Origin of the sequence: Streptomyces sp. V4I2 (genome assembly GCF_030817655.1) — a bacterium.
GTDB classification, from domain to species: domain Bacteria; phylum Actinomycetota; class Actinomycetes; order Streptomycetales; family Streptomycetaceae; genus Streptomyces; species Streptomyces plumbiresistens.
In genome coordinates this window covers 43,383-61,861 of record NZ_JAUSZM010000003.1, presented here as the reverse complement: position 1 = coordinate 61,861, position 18,479 = coordinate 43,383, and the positions used below count along the sequence as shown (strand labels likewise).

The 18,479-nt window shown below is 69.2% G+C and carries 19 protein-coding genes; 13 read left to right on the top strand and 6 right to left on the bottom strand.

Annotation, left to right across the window (positions count from 1 at the left end; all coding sequences use genetic code 11):
• Positions 1–46: 46 nt before the first annotated feature.
• From QFZ76_RS01010 to QFZ76_RS00985, 6 genes are all read left to right on the top strand, one after another.
• Positions 47–1,663, top strand: a complete 1,617-nt coding sequence (locus tag QFZ76_RS01010) for a TniQ family protein (protein ID WP_307671893.1) — start codon at positions 47–49, stop codon at positions 1,661–1,663.
• Positions 1,630–2,226 (top strand): hypothetical protein, encoded by a 597-nt coding sequence (locus QFZ76_RS01005; protein WP_307671892.1) that lies wholly within the window; start codon positions 1,630–1,632, stop codon positions 2,224–2,226. Before QFZ76_RS01010 ends, QFZ76_RS01005 begins: the two co-directional genes overlap by 34 nt.
• A gap of 129 nt (positions 2,227–2,355) precedes the next feature.
• Positions 2,356–2,748, top strand: coding sequence for a hypothetical protein (locus QFZ76_RS01000; protein ID WP_307671891.1), 393 nt, complete (start codon positions 2,356–2,358; stop codon positions 2,746–2,748).
• A 5-nt stretch (positions 2,749–2,753) separates the two neighbouring features.
• Entirely contained in the window at positions 2,754–5,348 is a 2,595-nt protein-coding gene (locus tag QFZ76_RS00995; RefSeq protein ID WP_307671890.1) for a tetratricopeptide repeat protein, read from the top strand.
• Positions 5,349–5,766: 418 nt separating this feature from the next.
• Positions 5,767–6,606 (top strand): DUF2461 family protein, encoded by an 840-nt coding sequence (locus QFZ76_RS00990; protein WP_307671889.1) that lies wholly within the window; start codon positions 5,767–5,769, stop codon positions 6,604–6,606.
• 263 nt (positions 6,607–6,869) lie between these two features.
• Entirely contained in the window at positions 6,870–7,364 is a 495-nt protein-coding gene (locus QFZ76_RS00985) for a GNAT family N-acetyltransferase (RefSeq protein WP_307679887.1), read from the top strand.
• Between the two features lie 133 nt (positions 7,365–7,497).
• On the opposite strand, the gene QFZ76_RS00980 is transcribed toward QFZ76_RS00985, so the two are convergent.
• The 4 genes from QFZ76_RS00980 to QFZ76_RS00965 form a co-directional block, all read right to left on the bottom strand.
• The gene (locus QFZ76_RS00980) at positions 7,498–7,743 is read right to left on the bottom strand and encodes a DUF6207 family protein (RefSeq protein ID WP_307679886.1); all 246 of its coding nucleotides are present in this window, start codon (positions 7,741–7,743) and stop codon (positions 7,498–7,500) included.
• A 291-nt stretch (positions 7,744–8,034) separates the two neighbouring features.
• Entirely contained in the window at positions 8,035–8,316 is a 282-nt protein-coding gene (locus QFZ76_RS00975; RefSeq protein ID WP_307671888.1) for a hypothetical protein, read from the bottom strand.
• Positions 8,317–8,602: 286 nt separating this feature from the next.
• Entirely contained in the window at positions 8,603–9,571 is a 969-nt protein-coding gene (locus QFZ76_RS00970) for an endonuclease/exonuclease/phosphatase family protein (protein WP_307671887.1), read from the bottom strand.
• A 170-nt stretch (positions 9,572–9,741) separates the two neighbouring features.
• Positions 9,742–10,014, bottom strand: a complete 273-nt coding sequence (locus QFZ76_RS00965; protein WP_307671886.1) for a DUF6207 family protein — start codon at positions 10,012–10,014, stop codon at positions 9,742–9,744.
• A 339-nt stretch (positions 10,015–10,353) separates the two neighbouring features.
• Between QFZ76_RS00965 and QFZ76_RS00960 the strand changes: the two genes are divergently transcribed.
• From QFZ76_RS00960 to QFZ76_RS00950, 3 genes are all read left to right on the top strand, one after another.
• Entirely contained in the window at positions 10,354–10,749 is a 396-nt protein-coding gene (locus tag QFZ76_RS00960) for a hypothetical protein (RefSeq protein ID WP_307671885.1), read from the top strand.
• Between the two features lie 93 nt (positions 10,750–10,842).
• Positions 10,843–11,094 (top strand): antitoxin MazE7, encoded by a 252-nt coding sequence (locus tag QFZ76_RS00955; protein WP_307671884.1) that lies wholly within the window; start codon positions 10,843–10,845, stop codon positions 11,092–11,094.
• 3 nt (positions 11,095–11,097) lie between these two features.
• Complete coding sequence (locus tag QFZ76_RS00950) at positions 11,098–11,478, top strand: toxin Doc (protein ID WP_307671883.1); 381 nt, start codon at positions 11,098–11,100, stop codon at positions 11,476–11,478.
• Between the two features lie 441 nt (positions 11,479–11,919).
• Here QFZ76_RS00950 and QFZ76_RS00945 read toward each other — a convergent pair whose 3' ends face one another.
• Entirely contained in the window at positions 11,920–12,810 is an 891-nt protein-coding gene (locus QFZ76_RS00945) for an alpha/beta fold hydrolase (RefSeq protein WP_307671882.1), read from the bottom strand.
• 87 nt (positions 12,811–12,897) lie between these two features.
• Between QFZ76_RS00945 and QFZ76_RS00940 the strand changes: the two genes are divergently transcribed.
• The 4 genes from QFZ76_RS00940 (at position 12,898) to QFZ76_RS00925 (ending at position 15,735) form a co-directional block, all read left to right on the top strand.
• Positions 12,898–13,374, top strand: coding sequence for a MarR family winged helix-turn-helix transcriptional regulator (locus QFZ76_RS00940; RefSeq protein WP_307671881.1), 477 nt, complete (start codon positions 12,898–12,900; stop codon positions 13,372–13,374).
• A 544-nt stretch (positions 13,375–13,918) separates the two neighbouring features.
• Positions 13,919–14,530, top strand: a complete 612-nt coding sequence (locus QFZ76_RS00935) for a sigma-70 family RNA polymerase sigma factor (protein WP_307671880.1) — start codon at positions 13,919–13,921, stop codon at positions 14,528–14,530.
• Positions 14,527–15,192 carry a hypothetical protein gene (locus QFZ76_RS00930; RefSeq protein WP_307671879.1) on the top strand — a complete coding sequence of 222 codons (666 nt, stop codon included), beginning with the start codon at positions 14,527–14,529 and terminating at the stop codon, positions 15,190–15,192. Before QFZ76_RS00935 ends, QFZ76_RS00930 begins: the two co-directional genes overlap by 4 nt.
• A 342-nt stretch (positions 15,193–15,534) precedes the next feature.
• Positions 15,535–15,735: a hypothetical protein gene (locus tag QFZ76_RS00925; RefSeq protein ID WP_307671878.1), complete on the top strand. Its 201-nt coding sequence runs from the start codon at positions 15,535–15,537 to the stop codon at positions 15,733–15,735.
• Between the two features lie 631 nt (positions 15,736–16,366).
• On the opposite strand, the gene QFZ76_RS00920 is transcribed toward QFZ76_RS00925, so the two are convergent.
• Positions 16,367–18,241, bottom strand: a complete 1,875-nt coding sequence (locus QFZ76_RS00920; protein ID WP_307671877.1) for an ABC transporter ATP-binding protein — start codon at positions 18,239–18,241, stop codon at positions 16,367–16,369.
• Positions 18,242–18,479: the final 238 nt, after the last annotated feature.

The following is an 18,479-nucleotide window of genomic DNA, read 5'->3' as shown; positions in this document are numbered from 1 at the left end:
AATCGAGGAAGGCTACCAGCCGGCCCCGCGGCACGCGGGCCGCCGGGTGACGGCCGCGCGGAGGACCCTGCCGATCCGGTATCCGCCGTACCCAGGCGAGGCCCTGGACTCCTGGCTGGAATACCTCGCCCACCGGCTCCACTGCCGTCTCGGCGACGTGCTCCACGCGCTCGATCTCCCGTACAACGACCACGACCCGCCGAACGCCTTCACCCGACGCTGGACCACCCTGGTCACCCCCGAAGAGCTCGCCGCCATCCACCAGGTCACCGGCGTACCCCCAGACGTTCTCGCCGCGATGACGCTGCAGCCCTTCGACCACCATGCAGTGGTGATCGACCACGAACGGCGGCGCGTGCACCGGCAGTCGCTATGGGGACGTACGGGCTCCCGGTTCTGCCCCGCCTGCCTGACCGACAGCAACGGACGCTGGCCGCTGACGTGGCGCCTGGGCTGGTCCTTCGCCTGTACCCGCCACCACGTCCTGCTCGCCGACCGCTGCCCCGCCTGCAGCCGCATCCCCCGCTTCCGCACCCACTCCCTCAACGAAAATCCCCGCCCAGGACGCTGCGCGAACCCGGCCCCGGACGGCGGGCCACGCCGCCGCTGCCACCATCCCCTGACCGCGGCCCCGGTCACCGCAATCGAACCCGGCGGCCGGCTGGAGGAGACACAGAGCCTGATCAACTCCCTGCTCGCCCGCCCGGCCCGCACCGTGCACTGGCGACTGTACGGGGCGGCCGGGGCACCGTTGGGGGTGGTGCTGCAGGACGCCAAGTGCCTGGCCACGCTGATCCTCAACCACGCAACCGCCGACGACCTGCGTACGGCAGCCCCGGCGGACGTCCTGGAGCGCATGGAGCGCTACCGCGCCAACCCGCTGCCCGCCAGGTCGCAGAGAGGACCGGACAGCCAGCGCCTCGACGTGCACAGCTACTACGCCCCCGCCGACGCGGCCGCGACAGCCGTGGCCGTCACCGCCGTGCTCCCGGTCCTGCGCGCCGACAGCATCCGCAGGGCGGGCCAGGCGGTGGAGTGGCTCACCGACCGGGTCGCCGCCACCGGCCGGCCCCTCTACGCGGGCGCACTGTCCGGGCTCGGCGGAAGCGTCTCCCCCGTACTGGAGGCGGCCCTGCGGTGCAGCCGGGAGCTGCGGCTCCTGCCGGTCACCCGGCTCCGCCGCCGCACCACCGACCACTCCACCCACCCTCCGGGCCACCGGGACACCCGAGCCCGCCTAATGCCGACGGCCCTGTGGCCCGCCTGGGACCTGCGGCTCGCACCCCGCCACCCCAACGGCAGGCCAGTGGCCCAACGCGCGGACGAAATCCTCACGGTCGCCTGCCTGCTCGCCGGCAGCACCACCCCCACCGCCGCCCTGAAACAACTGACCGGCACCACCGTCAGCAACCACAACCTGTCCACCCTGCTGGCCGACCTCACCCGCCGCGACGACTGCGCCGACGTCCTGCACACCCTGATCCTGCTCGCCGACCACCTCGACGCCCACGGTGCCCGATCGACTACGCGCGCCGCCGCGCACTGTTCACACCCCGCGGCCGCTTCCTGGACCCGCGCGCTTGGGACGATCTGCAGCGCCGCCTGCGCTCGAACCTCAGGCCCGACGCCGTGCATGCCCAGCGCTGGATCTTCCAGGCCCTGACCGGGTCCCCGCCCCGCCTCGCCCACCCCGACGTCGCACCCGCCACCGCCCTTCAACGCCAGCATTACCAGCGCTTCCGCTGGCGCCTCCTGCCTGCCGAAGCCGAACTCCTGCGCCATACGGCGCGCACACTCCTCGACGAGCACCACGTCGACGAGCCACTCCAGTGGACGCCGCAGCTGCCCGGCCGTGTCCTGGACCGGCTCGTGCTCCCCGGGCCGGACCCGGACAGCATCACCGCCACCGAGCTACACCGGGCAGTACCCGTCGGGGACTTCTCCATCGCCCAGCTCGCCCGCACCCTGAAGTCCACCACCGCACACGTCATCTACCTGCTGTCCCAGCACCCCGCCGACTGGAGCCCGCCCCGCTTCCAGCAAACCCAGCACACCGCCACCCGAGTCCACCAGTGGCACACCTGGTACGAGCAGGACCACCTGTCCCTACAGACCATCGCCGACCGCGAAGGGACCAGCCTGGCCACCGTCCGTCTCGCCCTCCTGAGAACCGGCACCCGGCTCCGCCCCGCCGGGGCTTACCCGGGCCAGCCGAGAAGGAACTGAGCACTCACTCCAGGCGCGGGGCGGACTGCGCAACTCGACCAATGGCTCCGCGCCGGCCCATGACCACGAAGACGGCTGGTTGCGTCTCGGGCGGGTCCAAGTCGCTGGATGGGGAGGATGCTGGCTGGTATGAGGCGACAGCGGGTGTGGGCCTGGGCGGGGCTGGTGGTCGGCGGGCTGCTGGCTGCCGGGTTGATCGTGCTGGTGGTGGTGGCGGACCTGGATACGGCGGGTCAGGTGGCGGGCATCGCGGGCACGATCGTGGGCCTGGCCGCGCTGGCCGTGTCGGTGTACGCACTGCAGCACCCCCGCCCGCAGAGTCCGGCAGCGCCGGAGGCGAGCGCGGATTCGGTGGTGCACCAGGCCGGTGACGGGGATGTGGCGAACACGATCAGCGGCGGCACTTTCCACGGGCCGGCACTACAGGGCAGAGACTTCTCCAACACCACCTTCACCACTCAGCCCCACCCTCCGTCTTCTCCACCGGCGGAGCCCGGCCCCGGCACGCGGCCGGGAGGCTGACGGAGATGACCGATCAGGGGGCGCTGGACAAGAGCGGTACGGGCGGACCGGGGTCCAACACGATCAGCGGCGGGGTGTTCTTCCACACGGTGGTCCAGGGCCGGGACATCACCGTGCACTTGCCCCCGCAGATCACCCCTGCCCTGTCCGGGCTGCCCCCGGCTTCGCCCACGTTCACCGGCCGCGAGCAGCCGATGGGCGACCTGCTTCAGGCCCTGGCCCCCGGCGGCCCGGAGCAACGCCCGGTTTTGGTCGCGGCGGTGGGGCTGGCCGGGGTCGGCAAGACCGAGCTCGTCGTGCAGAGCGCCGTCCGGGCGCTGAAGAAGCCGGGGTGGTTCCCCGGCGGGGTGCTGTTCGTCGACATGTTCGGCTACGACCCCGAACGTCACCTGTCTCCCGAGCACGCCCTGGACGGCCTGCTGCGCGCTTTGGGCATGCCTGGCGAGCACATCCCGGCTGGCCTGCAGGACCGCTCCCGGCTGTACCGCAGCGTGCTGGCCGCCTTCGCCGAACAGGGCCGGCGCATCCTGATGGTCATCGACAACGCCTCCGCCGCCGAGCAGGCCCGCCCGCTGCTGCCCACCGACGGCACCACCGCAACCCTGCTCACCTCCCGCCACACCCTCGACATCGGCGCCCGTCTCCACGACCTGGACACCCTGGACCCGCACGCCTCGGTGGAACTCCTCCACCAGGTCCTTCTGCAGGCCCGCGGCACCGCCGACACCCGCGTCCAGGACGCACCCGAGGACGCCGCGACCATCGCCCAGCTGTGCGCGGGCCTGCCCCTGGCCCTGCGAATCGCCGCCGCCCTGCTCGCCGACACCCCCACCCGCCCACTGGCCTCCCTGGCCCGGAAACTGGGAACAGCACATAACCGCCTGGACCACCTCCGCCGCGAAGACCGCGCCGTGCAGTCCGCTTTCGACCTGTCCTACGAGCGCCTCAGTCCCCACCACAGCCGCCTCTTCCGCCTGCTGTCACTCAACCCAGGCCCCGACGTGTCCACCGAATCCGCCGCCCGCCTGGCCGACACCGACCCAGACGGAACTGAGGACCTCCTGCAGGACCTGGCCCGCGCCCACCTGGTCGAACCCGGACACACCTGGGGACGCTGGCGCCTCCACGACCTCATCCGCCTCTACGCCGACCAGCAGGGCCGCACCCACGCCGACACAGACCACCGCGACGCCGCCCTCACCCGCCTGCTCGACCACTACCAGAGCACCACCGAAGCCGCCGACACCCACCTGCAAACCCTCCCCAGCACCACCTCACCCCGGTTCCCCGACCGCCACCACGCCCTGGCCTGGCTCGACGACGAACGCCCCAACCTCATCGCCACGGCTACCGCCACCCCACCCCACGACCACCCCCATACCAGCACCGCCCTCGCCTTCGCTCTCGCTCAATTCCTCGACTACCGCCGCCTCTTCGGCGACTGGATCACCGTCACCACCACCAGCCGGGCCATCTACCGCGACCTAGGCGACCGGCACGGCGAAGCCATGGCGTTGAACAACCTCGGCCTCGCCCTGCGGAAGATGCGGCGGTTCGGAGAGGCCATCGACGCCCACACCCAGGCCCTGGCCATCTACCGCGACCACGGCGACCACCACCGCGAGGGCGTGGCGTTGAGCAACCTCGGTGGTGCCCTGGCGGGGGTGCGGCGGTTCGAGGAGGCCATCGACGCCCTCACTCAGGCCGCCACCATCCACCACGACCTCGGCGACCACCACAAAGAGGGCGGAGCGCTGAACAACCTCGGCCTTGTCCTGCGGGGGGTGCGGCGGTTCGAGGAGGCTATCAACACCCTCACCCAGGCCGCCACCATCCACCACGACCTCGGCGACCGCTACGGCGAGGGCGGAGCGCTGAACAACCTCGGCAGCGCCCTGCAGGAGGTGCGACGGTTCGAAGAGGCCATCGACGCCCACACTCAGGCCCTGGCCATCTACCGCGACCACGGCGACCACCACGGCGAGGGCGTGGCGTTGAGCAACCTCGGCAGCGCCCTGCGGGAGGCGCGGCGGTTCGAAGAGGCCATCAACACCCTCACCCAGGCCGCCACCATCCACCACGACCTCGGCGACCGCTACGGCGAGGGCGTGGCGTTGAACAATCTCGGTGGCGCCCTGACGGGGGTACGGCGGTTCGAAGAGGCCATCAACACCCTCACCCAGGGCCTGGCCATCTACCGCGACCTCAACGACCGCTACGGCGAGGGCAGGGCGTTGAGCGACCTCGGCATCGCCCTGCGGGAGGTACGGCGGTTCGAAGAGGCCATCGACGCCCACACCCAGGCCCTGGCCATCTACCGCGACCTCAACGACCACCACGGCGAGGGCAGGGCGTTGAGCACCCTCGGCAACGCCCTGCACCGGGTGCGGCGGTTCGAAGAGGCCATCAACGCCCACACCCAGGCCGCCACCATCTACCACGACCTCAACGACCACCACGGCGAGGGCATGGCGTTGAACAACCTCGGCCTCGCCCTGCGAGAGGTACGGCGGTTCGAAGAGGCCATCAACGCCCACACCCAGGCCGCCACCATCCACCGCGACCTCAACGACCACCACCGCGAAGGCAGAGCACTGTGACACGGGGCAGTTGCGCCCAACGAGCGCAGACTGTGACAGGACCAGGCGGAGTGGCTGCCTGCTCAGTTGAAAACCAGCGCGGAATGCTCATTGGACGGCCGACTCTGCGCCACACCGTGCAGGACACGGATCAGGGCTGTGCCTTCGGACGGCGAGCGGACCCTGTGACCTCGACGAGAGCCGGGGAGAGGAGGGACGCCCAAACAAGTCGGTTGAGGCCGCCAGTCTGTTGCGCGCGGCATGGATGGCTATGAACATGAGCAGTCAGACGTCCACACAGCCCCATGGATGATCGTTAGCAGACACAGGAAATGGCCACGCTCCTGAGACGGCACCATAGCCATCGGCGTGAGAAGGAACAGAGAGTGGCAGGCCACAGCGTCGGCATGTGACGAGCGTTCTGAGATCCCACACCAGTGTGGGATCTCACGTCCGGCTGCACAATCTCACCACCCGCTTCATATCGACTGCGCTCTCCGTGTTCCTCGACGAACTCGCCCACCGCGCACGGCACATCGAGCTGGCCGGCGAGCCCCGCCGCAACACCTCCCACCATGTCTGGGGCTACGTCTCCCTGCCCGTCTCACTCTCCGCGCGCGGATCATGGGTGAGCTATCCTCCGCGCATGCGCGGACAGTTCACCGGCTGGCCGGAGCAGGCCATGGACGTGTTGTGGCAGCTCCAGGGCGAACCGACCCACGCGACCCGCGAGCGCTACCGCGCGGACCGCGAACGCATGGTCCGGCAACCGATGATCGCCCTGCTCAACGAGGTCGCGGACACCGACCCACGGTACGAGGACTTCTCCGTCTGGCACTACCGCACCGACTCCTGGTGGTGGCAGCACCAGGGCGCCGTGATCCGGCTCGGCCGCAAGATCGAGATCGGTCTCCGGTTCGACCTGGACGGCCTGCGGATCCAGGGCGCCTGGTGGTACCCCGATCCCGGCCAGGTGGACATGTTCCGCAAAGCCGTGGCCTCCGAGGGGAGCGGCCGCGAACTGTCCGCCATCGTCGAGGACGTGCGGAAGAAGGGCTACGACATCTCCGGGGACGTGATGAAACGCCCCCCGCGCGGCTATCCGACGGACCACCCCCGTACGGAACTGCTGTGCCACCGTTCGCTGATCGCCGCCCGTCCCCTCGGCTGCGAGGAGTGGCTGCACACCCCCGAAGCGGTCGACCGGGTCCTCTCGGCCGCCGCCGACCTGGACGCCCTGCTGATGTGGCTGGTCCGCCACGTAAAGCGCGCCGCCTGACATCACGAGGGCGCTGCGCGGCACGGAAGGAACCACACCACGTGCCGCCGGCCCCCAGAAGGTGATGCGCACCTTCAGCACCAACCGGTCGTCCATCGCCCGCGCTGGACACGGTCGGCCTATGCAGCTGCCCCCCTCGGCAGGCAAGTGGCCGACGCGGCCTGCAAGATCTTCAGGACCCACTTCTGAACCCGGTAGACGGTGTTGTCGGGGTGGGTGAGGATTCTCAAGGTCAGGTGATCACCAACGAGGGGTGGCGTTCGATGCGGATCAGGGCGGCCCGTCCGGAGGAAGCAACCGCTCTTAGTGAGCTGGCTCTTCGTTCGAAAGGCCACTGGGGATATGACGAGGACTTTCTCGCCAGATGCCGAGAAGAGCTGACTCTTCAGCCAGAAGAAGTCGAACAGCGGCGAACCGCGGTGGCGGAACATCAGGGGCAGGTCATCGGGTTCGTCACCGTCCAGGGCGACCCGCCAGACGGGGAGCTGGGCATGCTGTTCGTGGATCCGCCGGCTATCGGCGGCGGCGTCGGACGTCTCCTCTTTGAGCACGCACTCGCCGTCGCGCGAGCTCAGGGATTCACGCGGTTGGAGATCGGGGCTGATCCCTACGCTGAACCGTTCTACCGGGCCATGGGGGCCACGCGCCTCGGAACGGTGCCTTCCGGCTCCATCCCCGGTAGGAAGCTTCCACTGATGACTATCGATCCGGGGCACGGCGGGCCCAGCGGACCGTCAGAAGAAGTGAAACGACGGTGAGACAGAAACCCTCAGACAAGCGGTGAGACAGCCACAGAATCAGCAGGTCAAGAAGCCGCAGCCTGCCGCGAGCAGCGAGATCCTACAGTCCAGGCTATGAGCGGCAGCGCACTCCGGCATCCGGACCCAGGCCTCACGGCGTGCCGAGGGACTCACCTTCGGCCGTGTCGGGCCGGGGGAGAGCCTGCCGGAGATCGGCATACACGCGGAGCCGTACGCCGGGCCGGCCCGGGTCCCGAGTCGTGCGGTCGTCGGTCGATGTCGCCCACATCTGTGCGATGACGTCCCGGAAGGCGAACACGGTCTCATCGTCCCGGGCGGCCACATCGATGACGAGCAGGCCGGGTTCGGACACATGCGTTTCCTGGATCGGGTCCACGCCTGTCAGAACGGGTTCGTGCACGGCGGAGGTTCTCTTCGGGTGCCGGATTCACCCGACCGAGTTCGACCGCCGGCGGGCCGGCGCGGCTCCGGTGCCCCGGTCTGAACATCACCGCAGGGGCGTCAGGCCAGTTCCGCGCGTCCGAACAGCCGGGCTGGCCTGCGAAGTTGCGAGCGCGTCGCCGCGCTCGGTTTCGGGGTTCGACCCGCTCGCCCAAGGCTCGAACCGGGCCTGAACAGCGCTACGTACAGGCCTGCCGCGAACGACACACAGGGGTTGAGTGCGCCGCTAAGCGACCAGCGAGTTGTAGAGCTCGGTCAACTTGGTCTCGAAAGGAGGCGCACCGAGTTCCTGGGCGGCAGGGACCACTCGCTCTTGAAGGAAGCGGTCGTGCTGTTCTGCAGACTCCCAGACGTCGACAACCTGCCAGCCACCTCCCTCCAGGGGTGCTGCGTAGTGAGCGATCAGCCCACTCGGAAGGTCGTTGGGGTCCGGGATGACCCGGTCGATGGTCGCCTGGTAGAGCTCCTGGTTCCAGTCAGGGCTGTAGTGATATCCAAGGATGGGCATGGCGGCAGCGCTCCTTCCGCGATCATGAGGCTTTGATCACGACGCTAGGTCCCGGGCCGCGGGGCGGCGACCGGCGATACTCCATCCAGCGGGCCGCGTTGCCTGCCCGCGCGGCCGACACCGCTGCCGCATCATCTTGGTGCTGCCTGCGGCGGCTTGGCCCAGAGCCCGAGCCGTAGCGTTGAGGGTCCGGTGGATCTCGCCCGCAAGGCCGTGCATCACGCTCTCGGCATCGACGAACGATCCGGCACGCGCGGACTGGGTTGGCGACCGGCGACCGGCGAGGTCAGTCGAAGTCGAAGGTGGCGACGACAGGGGCGTGGTCGGACTCAGGGAACTTGTCGTCCGTGGCGAAGGCGAGGGAGTCGTCGTGGAGGACTTCGTTGTGGATCTCTGAGCCCCGGTAGTGGGCCAGGAGGTTGCGGGTCACGAGCATGTGGTCGAGCATCTGGCCGCGGCCGTGGTGGAAAAGGGTGTAGCGGGCCTCGCGGGGGATGGTGTGCTCGATGGGGACCAGGACCCGGGTGGCGAGGTCGCCGTTGTTGGTGTCCTCGACATTGCCGCAGATCGCCAGGACCGGGACTTCGGTGGGCTCGGCGTTGAAGTCGCCGGCGACGATGATGCGCGCGTCCGGATCGTCGTCGAGGATCTGGTCGATGAGGCGCCTGACTTCCAGGGCCTGGCTCATGCGCTTCATGGACGACAGGAAGCTGCCTTCGGCCCAGGCGTCGGCGGTGCGCCAGATGCCCCTCTTGGGGTCGATCACCTGGCCGGGGATCTCGCTGGGAATCTTGGACTTCAGGTGCACGGTGATGACGTGCAGCAGGCGCCCAGGTTCGGCGTGGTCGATGTCGATCTGTGCGTGCAGGATGGGCCGCTCGATGCCGATCGGGACGGGCTCCGGGTCGGGGGGTGCGGCGGTGAGCCGCTGGTAGCGGGGCTCGGCGACCAGCTTGTTCTTCAGCTGCTGGTGCTTGATGACCGGCAGGTGCGTGGCGATGACCAGGTTGCGCACGTCGAACACCGCGTCGTTCGCGGGCTTGGTGCTGATCAGGGCGGCCCCGTCGAGGTTGGTTCCCGCGAGCAGCTCCTGGAGCGCCAGCAGCGCACGAGGCTGGCCGGGGCGCTCCTGGCCGTGGACTTCCTGGAAGCAGGCGACGTCAGCGCGCAGTCGCCTGATCTGCGGTTTCATGAGCGTGATGCGGTCAGCCAGGGACGGACGCGCGGTTGGCGCGGTCTCGTCGAAGTTTTCCACGTTGAACGTGGCAATCCGGATCTGTGTCACAGGTGCCCCCAGGGCTCGCGATGGCCGGGACACGCAGCGTAATCAATCGATCACATGTCGGGAGGGAATCGGTTCGGTGATTCGCTGGATTGTCAAAACCGCTTCACCCGCAGACCAACCCGCGTGGTGCGGACCAGGCGTCATTGCGTGCCGGCGGCCAGCACCCGCTCCGGCGAAGAGGTCTGGGCGAGGACCTGCCGAAGATCGACGTACAAACGCAGCCGCACGCCGGGCTGGCCAACATCCCGGGTGGTGCGGTCGGCGATCGAGGTTCCCCAGGTTCGGGCGATCGTCTCTTGGAAGGCGAACACGGCGTCGTCGTCCAGGCCGGCGACATCGACAACGAGCAGACCGGGTTCGAACAGATGCGTTTCTTGGATCGGGTCCATGTCTGTCAGTACGTCTTCGAGCACGGCGAGGTTCTCCGCAGACGCCGGATTCACCCGACCGAGCTCGACCGACGCTGGGCCGGCGCGGCTCCGGTGCCACGGGCCCTGCGGGTGGTCGTCGCCGTCTCCCGATGCGTGTCCGGTGGCGCCTGCGGGCGCGTTCAGTAGTGCTCGCCGCGCGAGGGGTGGACCTGCACCCCGATACCCGGCACCCACAGGTCCCCGTGATCCCCCGCGCTGACGTCCCACGCGGTCAGCTCGTCCGGACACCGCCCCACGCGCCCGTACGTCCGCGATGACCACCCGCGCAATCGTGGCGGAGGCGTGCGGATCCGTCTCCGGCAGCCTGGTGCCCCACCGCTGGTGTTCGTCCAGGTCCTGCCAACCGCGCTCACGCCTCTGGGCCGTGCGCTGCGGCAGCGCCACACAACCGAGGCCGTGATCATTGGGGTGACCGATACGACGCCGGTGGCGCAGGCTCTGGTGCTGGGGCGGCCCACGGGCGGACGGATGCGGGCGGTTGGTGTGAGTCTGCCGCTCACCCAGCAGGTCCGCCTGGCCGTGGCGTCGCTCTTGCATGCGTCCGGTGAGGAGATGCGCGAGCTGCCGGGCACGGTGGGCGGGCTGCCCGGCGCGGCCCCGGTGCGCTTCTGGCCGGTCAAGCCGGAGGTGATGGTGGAGATCGAGGTAGACCAGCCGAGTTGGAGTTCGGCCACTATTGCCACCGTCCGCGTGTTCGGCGGGGGCGCGGCGACCTGACGCCCGAGAAGCTCGACAAGGGGCACTGACCGAATAGTGGCGCAGTCCCGTGACCGGTATTCGCGAAGGTACCCATGGGTGCATACTCGGGATATGGCTGACACCACCGTAAAGGTCGACTCCGAGACCAGGGACCGGTTCGCCGCAGTCGCCGCAGCCCGCGGACAGAGCGTGCGCGCCTACCTGGCCGAGCTGGCCATAGAGGAAGAGAACCAGATCAAGCTGAGCAAGGCGACGGCCGTGTTCCGCGAGATCATCGCCCGACCCGGCCTGGCCGAGGCATTCGACGAGGCCTTCCCTGACGACGCCCCAACCCGGCGAAACACCGCGGGGCGGGCGGCCTGACCCTTGGACCTGCATATCGACATCCGCTGGCTCCTTGACCGACAAGAGGAACTACTCGGCAAGGCACTCGGGGTCCGAGACTACTCCGGGCTGGTGGCCGCCGTCGCTCGGCACCGGGTGAACACACCACAACTGGACATGGGCGAGCCCGACGCCTACTGGCGGGCTGCCGCCCTACTTGAGCAGCTGGTCCTGCTGCGCCCGTTGCCGGCCCGCAACGCGTACTTCGCGTATGGCGTGGCGGTGGCGTACATCCGAGCCTCCGGGGAGGAGGTCGACGACTCAATCGAGCCGTGGCGGGACCTGATCACCGACATCCGCGCGCTGCGGCTCACCGTCTACGACATCGCCGACCGCCTGCGCTCCTGGCACAGCACCGGGTGACCCGCACAGGACGCGCGAGCGGGGACAGCCGGCGTCCGCCCCGAGACGCTCGGGTGCGATAGCGGCCACCGAACCCTCAGAACGAAGCGGAATCAGGTGCTGGTCTCCTCCTTCGCGCGCCCCTGCCCCCAATCCGGGGCCGATATCGGGACGCCCCGGAGGCGAAGGAGTTTGGAATCCGGCACGGCCGAACATTTGCCGCTTCAGCATTTTGATCCGGCTTACTGCCCCTTCGACGGGGCCGGAGTTCCAGTCGGTGGTCAGTCCTGCGGTCACCGCGTCGAAGTCGCCTTCCAGGCCGACGGCGAAGGTGCTGACGCCGGGGAGGGTGCCCACCTCGGCAGCACGAATCCGGGAGGCAACGGCGCTGCCCCGGCTCGAGGCCGCGTCAGCGGCAGGCCGGAGAGGGCACGGAGGGTGGCGGTGCAGGGACTCGGCCGTTCAGCGGCTCCGGTCGACGCGGTCGACGAAGTCGCCGACCGCGGTGGCGAAGGCGGCGGGCGCCTCCTGCGCGACGAAATGCCCGACGTCCGGGATCGTGACCGCGGTGACGTCGCCGGCGACCTGGCGCATCGTCCGCTCGGTGAAGGGGGCGTTGATGCCGTCGACGGCGAGCACGGGAACGGTCAGCGGCCGCGACTCGGCCAGTGCCCGCATCCGGTCGCCGCCGGTCAGGGAGGAACGGTAGAGCCCCTCGGTGCCGCGCCAGCCGCCCGGCCGCGCGTAGGTGCGGGCGAACTCGTCGAGGTCGGCCTCGGTGACCCCGCCCGGCACCATCGTCATCACCGAGACGGCCCAGTCGAGCATCACTCGCTCGCGGCCGGCCAGGAACAGCTCCGGAATTCCCGGGGCGGCCAGGAATCCCACGTGCCAGGAGCCGCCGTTCCTCACGTCGGCCAGCATCTCCCAGCCGTATCCCGGAAGGGTGGTCTCGACGCCGGTGAAGCTGAGGACGTCGCCGGGGTGCGTGGCCGCGAACGCGAAGAGCGGCCCGCCGCTGATGTCCTGGCAGGTCACGTGCACGGGCCCGACGCCGAGGTGGGCGACCAGCCGGTGCAGGTCCTCCGCCATGGTGGCCAAGTCGTGGTCGCCGTCGGCGATGCCGGAGTCGCCGAAGCCGCGCAGGTCGACGGCGAACACCCGGTGGGTGGCGGCGAGCAGCGGGATGACGTCGCGGAAGGCCCACCAGGACTCCGGCCACCCGTGCACCAGCAGGATCGGGGAGCCGGTGTCGCCCGCCGAGACGTAGTGCAACGTGGTGCCGTTGACCTCGGCGGTGTGGTGCGTGACGCCCGCCACGGCGGGCGAGGCGGTCACGAAAGAGCTGGTCATGCGGTGACTCCCAAGATAGACAACCAGGTTGACTTTAGCGTTGGTCAACCTGGTTGTCCAGGTCAAGGGAAGATCTAGACTGTGGTCATGTCCTCACGATCCGGCGCCGATCTCGCCCTGCTGCTCCTGGGCAGTTATCGCAATCTGGTGGACGAAGTGGTCCGGGAGCTGGCGACCCGGGGATACCCCGACGCCCGGCCGTCGCACGAGTACGCGATCCGGGCCATCCGAGTCGGCGCCGACAGCGCCTCGGACTTGGCCCGCAGACTCGCCATCACCAAGCAGGCCGCGGCGAAGACGATCGCCGCGCTCGTCGAACGCGGGTACGTCACCACCGAGACCGACCCCGCCGACATCCGCCGCAAGAACATCCGGATCACCGATCACGGGATCGGGCTGATCACCGAGAGCACGGCGATCTTCGACGAGGTGCGGGCCCGCTGGGAAGTGCGTCTGGGTGCCGCCGAACTCGCCGAGCTGGAAACGCAGCTCGCCCAATTCGTCGGCGACTCGCCCATCAACCTCGACGCTCCGGGCTGGGCGGCGGGACAGGAACTGCGCTAGCGGTCAGCCGAGGGTCGTGGTCGGCCGGTCGGCGCCGCTTTCGGGGCCGCCGGAGACATCGGCGGGGCCGAGGACCTGGAGAAGGTCCTGCGCACACCGGGGTCTGCAGCACCCAGCCCGTGGACCGACGCCGCCTCGATCACCCATAACACCCCCCCCTCGAACGGGTGACGGCAGATCGGTTCTGCGCGCACACGGCCACCTGTGACGGTTGCGCTTCACGGGATGTCCACGCAGCGATGATGGTGATGTGACCTATGCCACGATGCCGACGATTCTTGAAACATGAACTTCGAACGGTCTCCGGTTTCCCGCAGCTCACAAGCCGTCCTCGAACATGCGAGCCCGCGTCGTCCTCACATTCCGTTTATGGAGAAGATCGCAGAGTCACGATTTTCGAGGGTCGCATGAGTTTCAGGCCCGCGAAATCGACAGGGTGGTGCGTGAGGGCCCGACACAACTGGGCGCTCACGCGGGTGAGTTGGCCCGCGTCCGGACCCACCGGCCTCAACGGAGAGGACCGGTACACCCCCTGGAGGACTGCATGGGCAACGGCGACGTCGGCACTGACGTATCGCCTCAGGACGGCGGCCGCGGCCAGCGCGTCCAGGCCCCTCCCGATCTGCCGCTCGACTTCGAGGGCTTCTACCTGGGGCACCAGGAGTTCTTCCACGACTTCGCGGAGATCCACCTCGGCAGCCGGCGCACCGCCGAACAGGTCGTCCACCAGGTGTTTTTGGAGATCCTCGGGGGCTGGGACGGGCTGCTGCAGCAGGGCGACCTCGAACAGCAGACCCTCGCCGTCCTGCACCGGGGCGTCACCCGCCGCCTCGAGGAGGACGGCCGCCCGCCGGCGTTCCTCATCAACGGCCCGATAGCGCACAACCTCGCGGCGGTCCGCAGCCAGCTGGAGCTCAACAGCAGTGCCGGCGGCCTGTACGAGGCGATCCTGGAGCTGCCCACCCGCCAGTTCACCGTGATCGTCCTGCGCCACCTGCTCGGCTACCCCACCAAGCGCATCGCCCGCTACATGGGACTGGACACCCGCACCGTCGACTACCACGGCCGCAAGGGCAAGGAACGCCTGCGCATCCGGCTGGACCTGCCCGCGGTCGGCGGCAAGAACCACAAGAACACCAAGGGGGCAGCACTGTGACCGCCATTGACACCCTCCTGGCCGACGCCCGCATCCCCACCACGCCGCGAGAGGCCTTCGACGTGGGCGCCGCCCTGCGCCGCCTGGCCAACGACGCGGCCGTTGCGGCCAGGCCGCACCCGGACACCGTGCGCGCCGCCCAGGCCGGGCAGCGGCTGTCCGTCGTGTGCCGGTGGATCCTCAACAAACCCGACGCCGCCGACCACGTCGACCGCCTCGCCCAGGAACCCGACGCAGTGACCGCCGACCAGCTCGACGTCGACGGCGCCCTCGTCTTCGCCTGCCTGCTCCACCTGACCGACCACCCCGAAAGCGCCCAGTTCTGGTGGCAGCTCGCCGCCGGGGCCGGCCACCGGGCCGCCGCCTACTGCCTGCACCTGCACCACCTCGCCCTCGGAGAGACCCGCGAGGCACAGCACTGGCTGCACGAGGTCACCGACGACGTCCTCGACTCCGAAGCCCCCGACCACGCCTTCCTCGCCAGCCTGGAAGCCGTCGCGACGTACGTCCGCAGAACCGGCACCAGCCTCGCCGGCGCCCCCACCGGAGGCCTGGAGATGGAGGTCGACCGCCTGGCCACCACGAAGACCGGCTCCTGCATCATCGTGCAGCGCCCCGACCGGCGCCTCGCCGACCTGCTCCACGACTTCACCCGCCGGTGACACCGGGACCGCGGTCTGCGGGGCTTGGGACACCCCGCCGGGAACGAGGAACGATGATCGGCGATCACCCGACCGTGGTCAGGATCACACGGCAACAACGAAGTACCTGGTAAGGGCCTCCCAAACGTCTCGGGAGTAGCTGCGGCGTCACCATTCAGCGCCACTCATCACCAGCCGTCGTACCAACCCCGTTTGGTACTCCGGCGTTTGCGATGTGGCCGTCGCTAGACTTCCGAAAACGCGCAGAAGGAGCCCTGCAGTCCCAACAGGTTCCTAGGCCTCTGAGTTGGGAGGGCTCCTTGCGCGGTGTTCCAGCACGCCTATCAACGAGAGGAACTCCGTATGGAGGAGAGTAACGCGAAACGTCCGCCCAAGCACCCGTCCCGCTGGGTCAGGCGACGCGCTGAAACCATCCATCACCTGCGGAAATGGATCGGCCAACAGGGACGCAATGTTCCGGGCGAGTTCCTGCAGGGCGCCGCGTACAAGCTCGGCAGCGGCGCCGTGACTCTGATCATCCTGTGGTGGGAGACCCACCACTGATCCACCGGCGGGCCCATCCGGATGGGCCCGCTTGGTCGGCCATGCGTCGTTCGAGGACGGCAAGGTCTTCCTCAAGGAGAACAAGCTGCCGAACCTCCTGGTCGACGGCGCGCCCTGCCAGGAATACGACCGGTCGGCGATGTGGGTCCGCGTCGGCTACTCAGACCTGGTTCGTCGCTTCCCCCGTGGTGACGGACCACGCCTTTCTACGTGGCCGTCGGCTCCGGCTCCGGCGGGGAGGCCTCCTCGAGGCCCTGTCGCAGATCGGTGTACATCCGCAGCCGCACCCCGGGCTGGTCCGGGATCCCGGGTGGTGCGCTCGGCGGTCGCCGTCCCCCAGCGGGTGACTGGCCAGTTCCGGGCGGACGTCCGCAAGAAGTAGACGGTCCCCGTTCGCCACGGGGATGAGGCGACCGGGGACCGGCGTGCGCAGCACGGCCGTACGGTCTCGCAGGCACGGTGCGGCCAGCACCAGGGCGTCCCTGCTCAAGTCCGGTGCCCGCCCGGCCCGTTGAAGCACGTCCGGCGCTCAGTCTCCGGGCGGAAGGGTCACCCGAGATTGGGGTCAGTCCAGCTCGGTGCCGCCGGTCTCAAGCCGGGAGCCCATTGAGAGCCGTGCAGCGCTGTTCCATTATCGGTCCTGGGAGAGTTCGAGGAGCTGCGCGAAGGTCCCGCGCGCGTGGACAAGATCGTCGTAGCTGCCTCGCTCAGTGATACGGCCCTGTTCCATAACAACGACGTGGTCAGCGACCTTCGTGTTCTCCAGCCGGTGCGTGATGATCACCGTGATGCGATCGCGGGCGATGGCCTTGATTGCCTCCAGGATGCCGTGCTCCCCACGCGGATCCATCTGCGAGGTGGGCTCGTCGAGGATCAGCAGCTCAGGCCGGCGATACAAGGCCCTGGAGCAGGCCAGGCGCTGCCACTGCCCGCCGGACAGTTCGGATCCGCCGAACATCTCGCGGGCCAGTAGCGTGTCCAGGCCGTGCGGCAGGTCCTCAACGGCCTCGCGCATGCCGACAGCGTCGACTGCCTCCCACACGGGCCCGTCGTCGGCCGTGCGGGGCTGTCCCAGGGTGACGTTCTCGCGGACCCGCAGCGGCCACTGGGCGAAGATCTGCGGCACCAGGCCGGTGCAGTTCCACACCGTGGCCGGGGGGACGGAGGCGAGATCCAGCCCGTTCCAGGTCACGCTGCCCTTGTCCGGCAGGAAGATGCCCGTGATCAGCTTGGTCAGTGTCGTCTTGCCGGCGCCGTTGATACCGACGATTGCCAGGATCTCGCCGCGCCGCAGGGTCAACGACAGCCGGTCCACGGCCGGCTTCTCCTTCCCCGGGAACTGGTAAGTGACCTCATCGAGCCGGATTTCCTCCACCGGGGCTTGCAGGGCGAGCGTGCCCCGCTTGGGGGCGCGCTTCGCTGCGTCGTCGAAGAAGGCCTGCATGTCGCCGAGGTACAGGCTGGTGTTGAACAGGGCGGCTCCGTTGATGACGACCTGGGACAGGGCGGCAAGGGTGGTCTGGACGGCGACGACTGCGGTGGCGGCGATGGCCAGGGCGATCCGGCCGGTGGTGGCCAGCCACGCGAGCATGGTCCAGGTGACGAGGAGGAAGATGCCGCCGACGAGCGAGCTCACCAAGGAGATGCGCAGCGTTCGCGGGGCTGCGGCGAGAGTGCGCCGGTCGACGCGCTCTGACAAGGACCGGTACCAGAACAGCAGGTAGTCGATCATGCTGTTGGCGCGGACCTCATCACCGTGCTTGGGCGTAGTGGCCCACCAGCGCATCATGCCGCGGACGTTGCGGTCGGCGACGTTCGCGTAGTGGATGTCGTAGTCGACCCGCGCGGTGAGAATCGCGCCGGCGCCGGCTGGGAGAACGGCCAGCAGGAGCAGCGGCAGCATCACCGGGTTCAGCACGGACAAGACGCCACACGCGGTGACCATCTTGACGAGAGCTGACAGGAACCGCTGGGCGTCGCTGACCATGACGTGCGTGCGGATCACCCCCATCTCCGCCGCCTCCTGGCGGTCGGCGAATCCGTCCTCGGAGTAGGCCGCGGCCTCGACTCGGCACACGGCCTCAACCAGCGCGGTATCGGTGGCCGTGGTGAGCTGGGGCGTGATTCGCCGCTCTCCGTAGGTGGCCAGTGCCTGCGTGATGCGGGCCAGAGCGGCGGCCCCGGCCACGACGAGCAGGGATGGAAGGGCGTGGTGCAGCCGATCGTCCACGCTGCCGTCACCGAGGACGGATTCCATGGCGCGGGCGGTGGCGGTGAGCATCACGGCTGCGGCCACGCCAGTGCCGACGGGGCAGATCAGCAGCAGTACAACGGCCCGCGGGTCGATGCCCCAGGCCAGTTTGGCGATCCGCATGAGGACGGAGGGAATCTGCCTGCAGAGCTTGCCGAAAGAGGCTTCAGCGAGCGGGTTCACGGAGTAGTGGCCCTCGTAGGTGATCTCGGCGGGTGCCGGCGGGGGCGGTGCCGTGGAGTCGGTTGAGGTCAACTCCCCTCCTTCTCATGGCAGGTAGCGAACGATGTGGCGTCGTTGCGTCAACGACGAGCAGGGCCGGTTCGAACACACGTGTTTGAGTCGGAGTGGAATCCGCATCAGCGCGCCGCGCACCGTTGGTGCGCAATGCATCGACCCTTGGGGCGTCCGGGGCGGCGATCGGCCGGGCGGTGGCCGAATCGCCGAGGGCTGCTACTGAGGGCCGAGGCGCGTGAGGGCCCAAGCAAGGCGC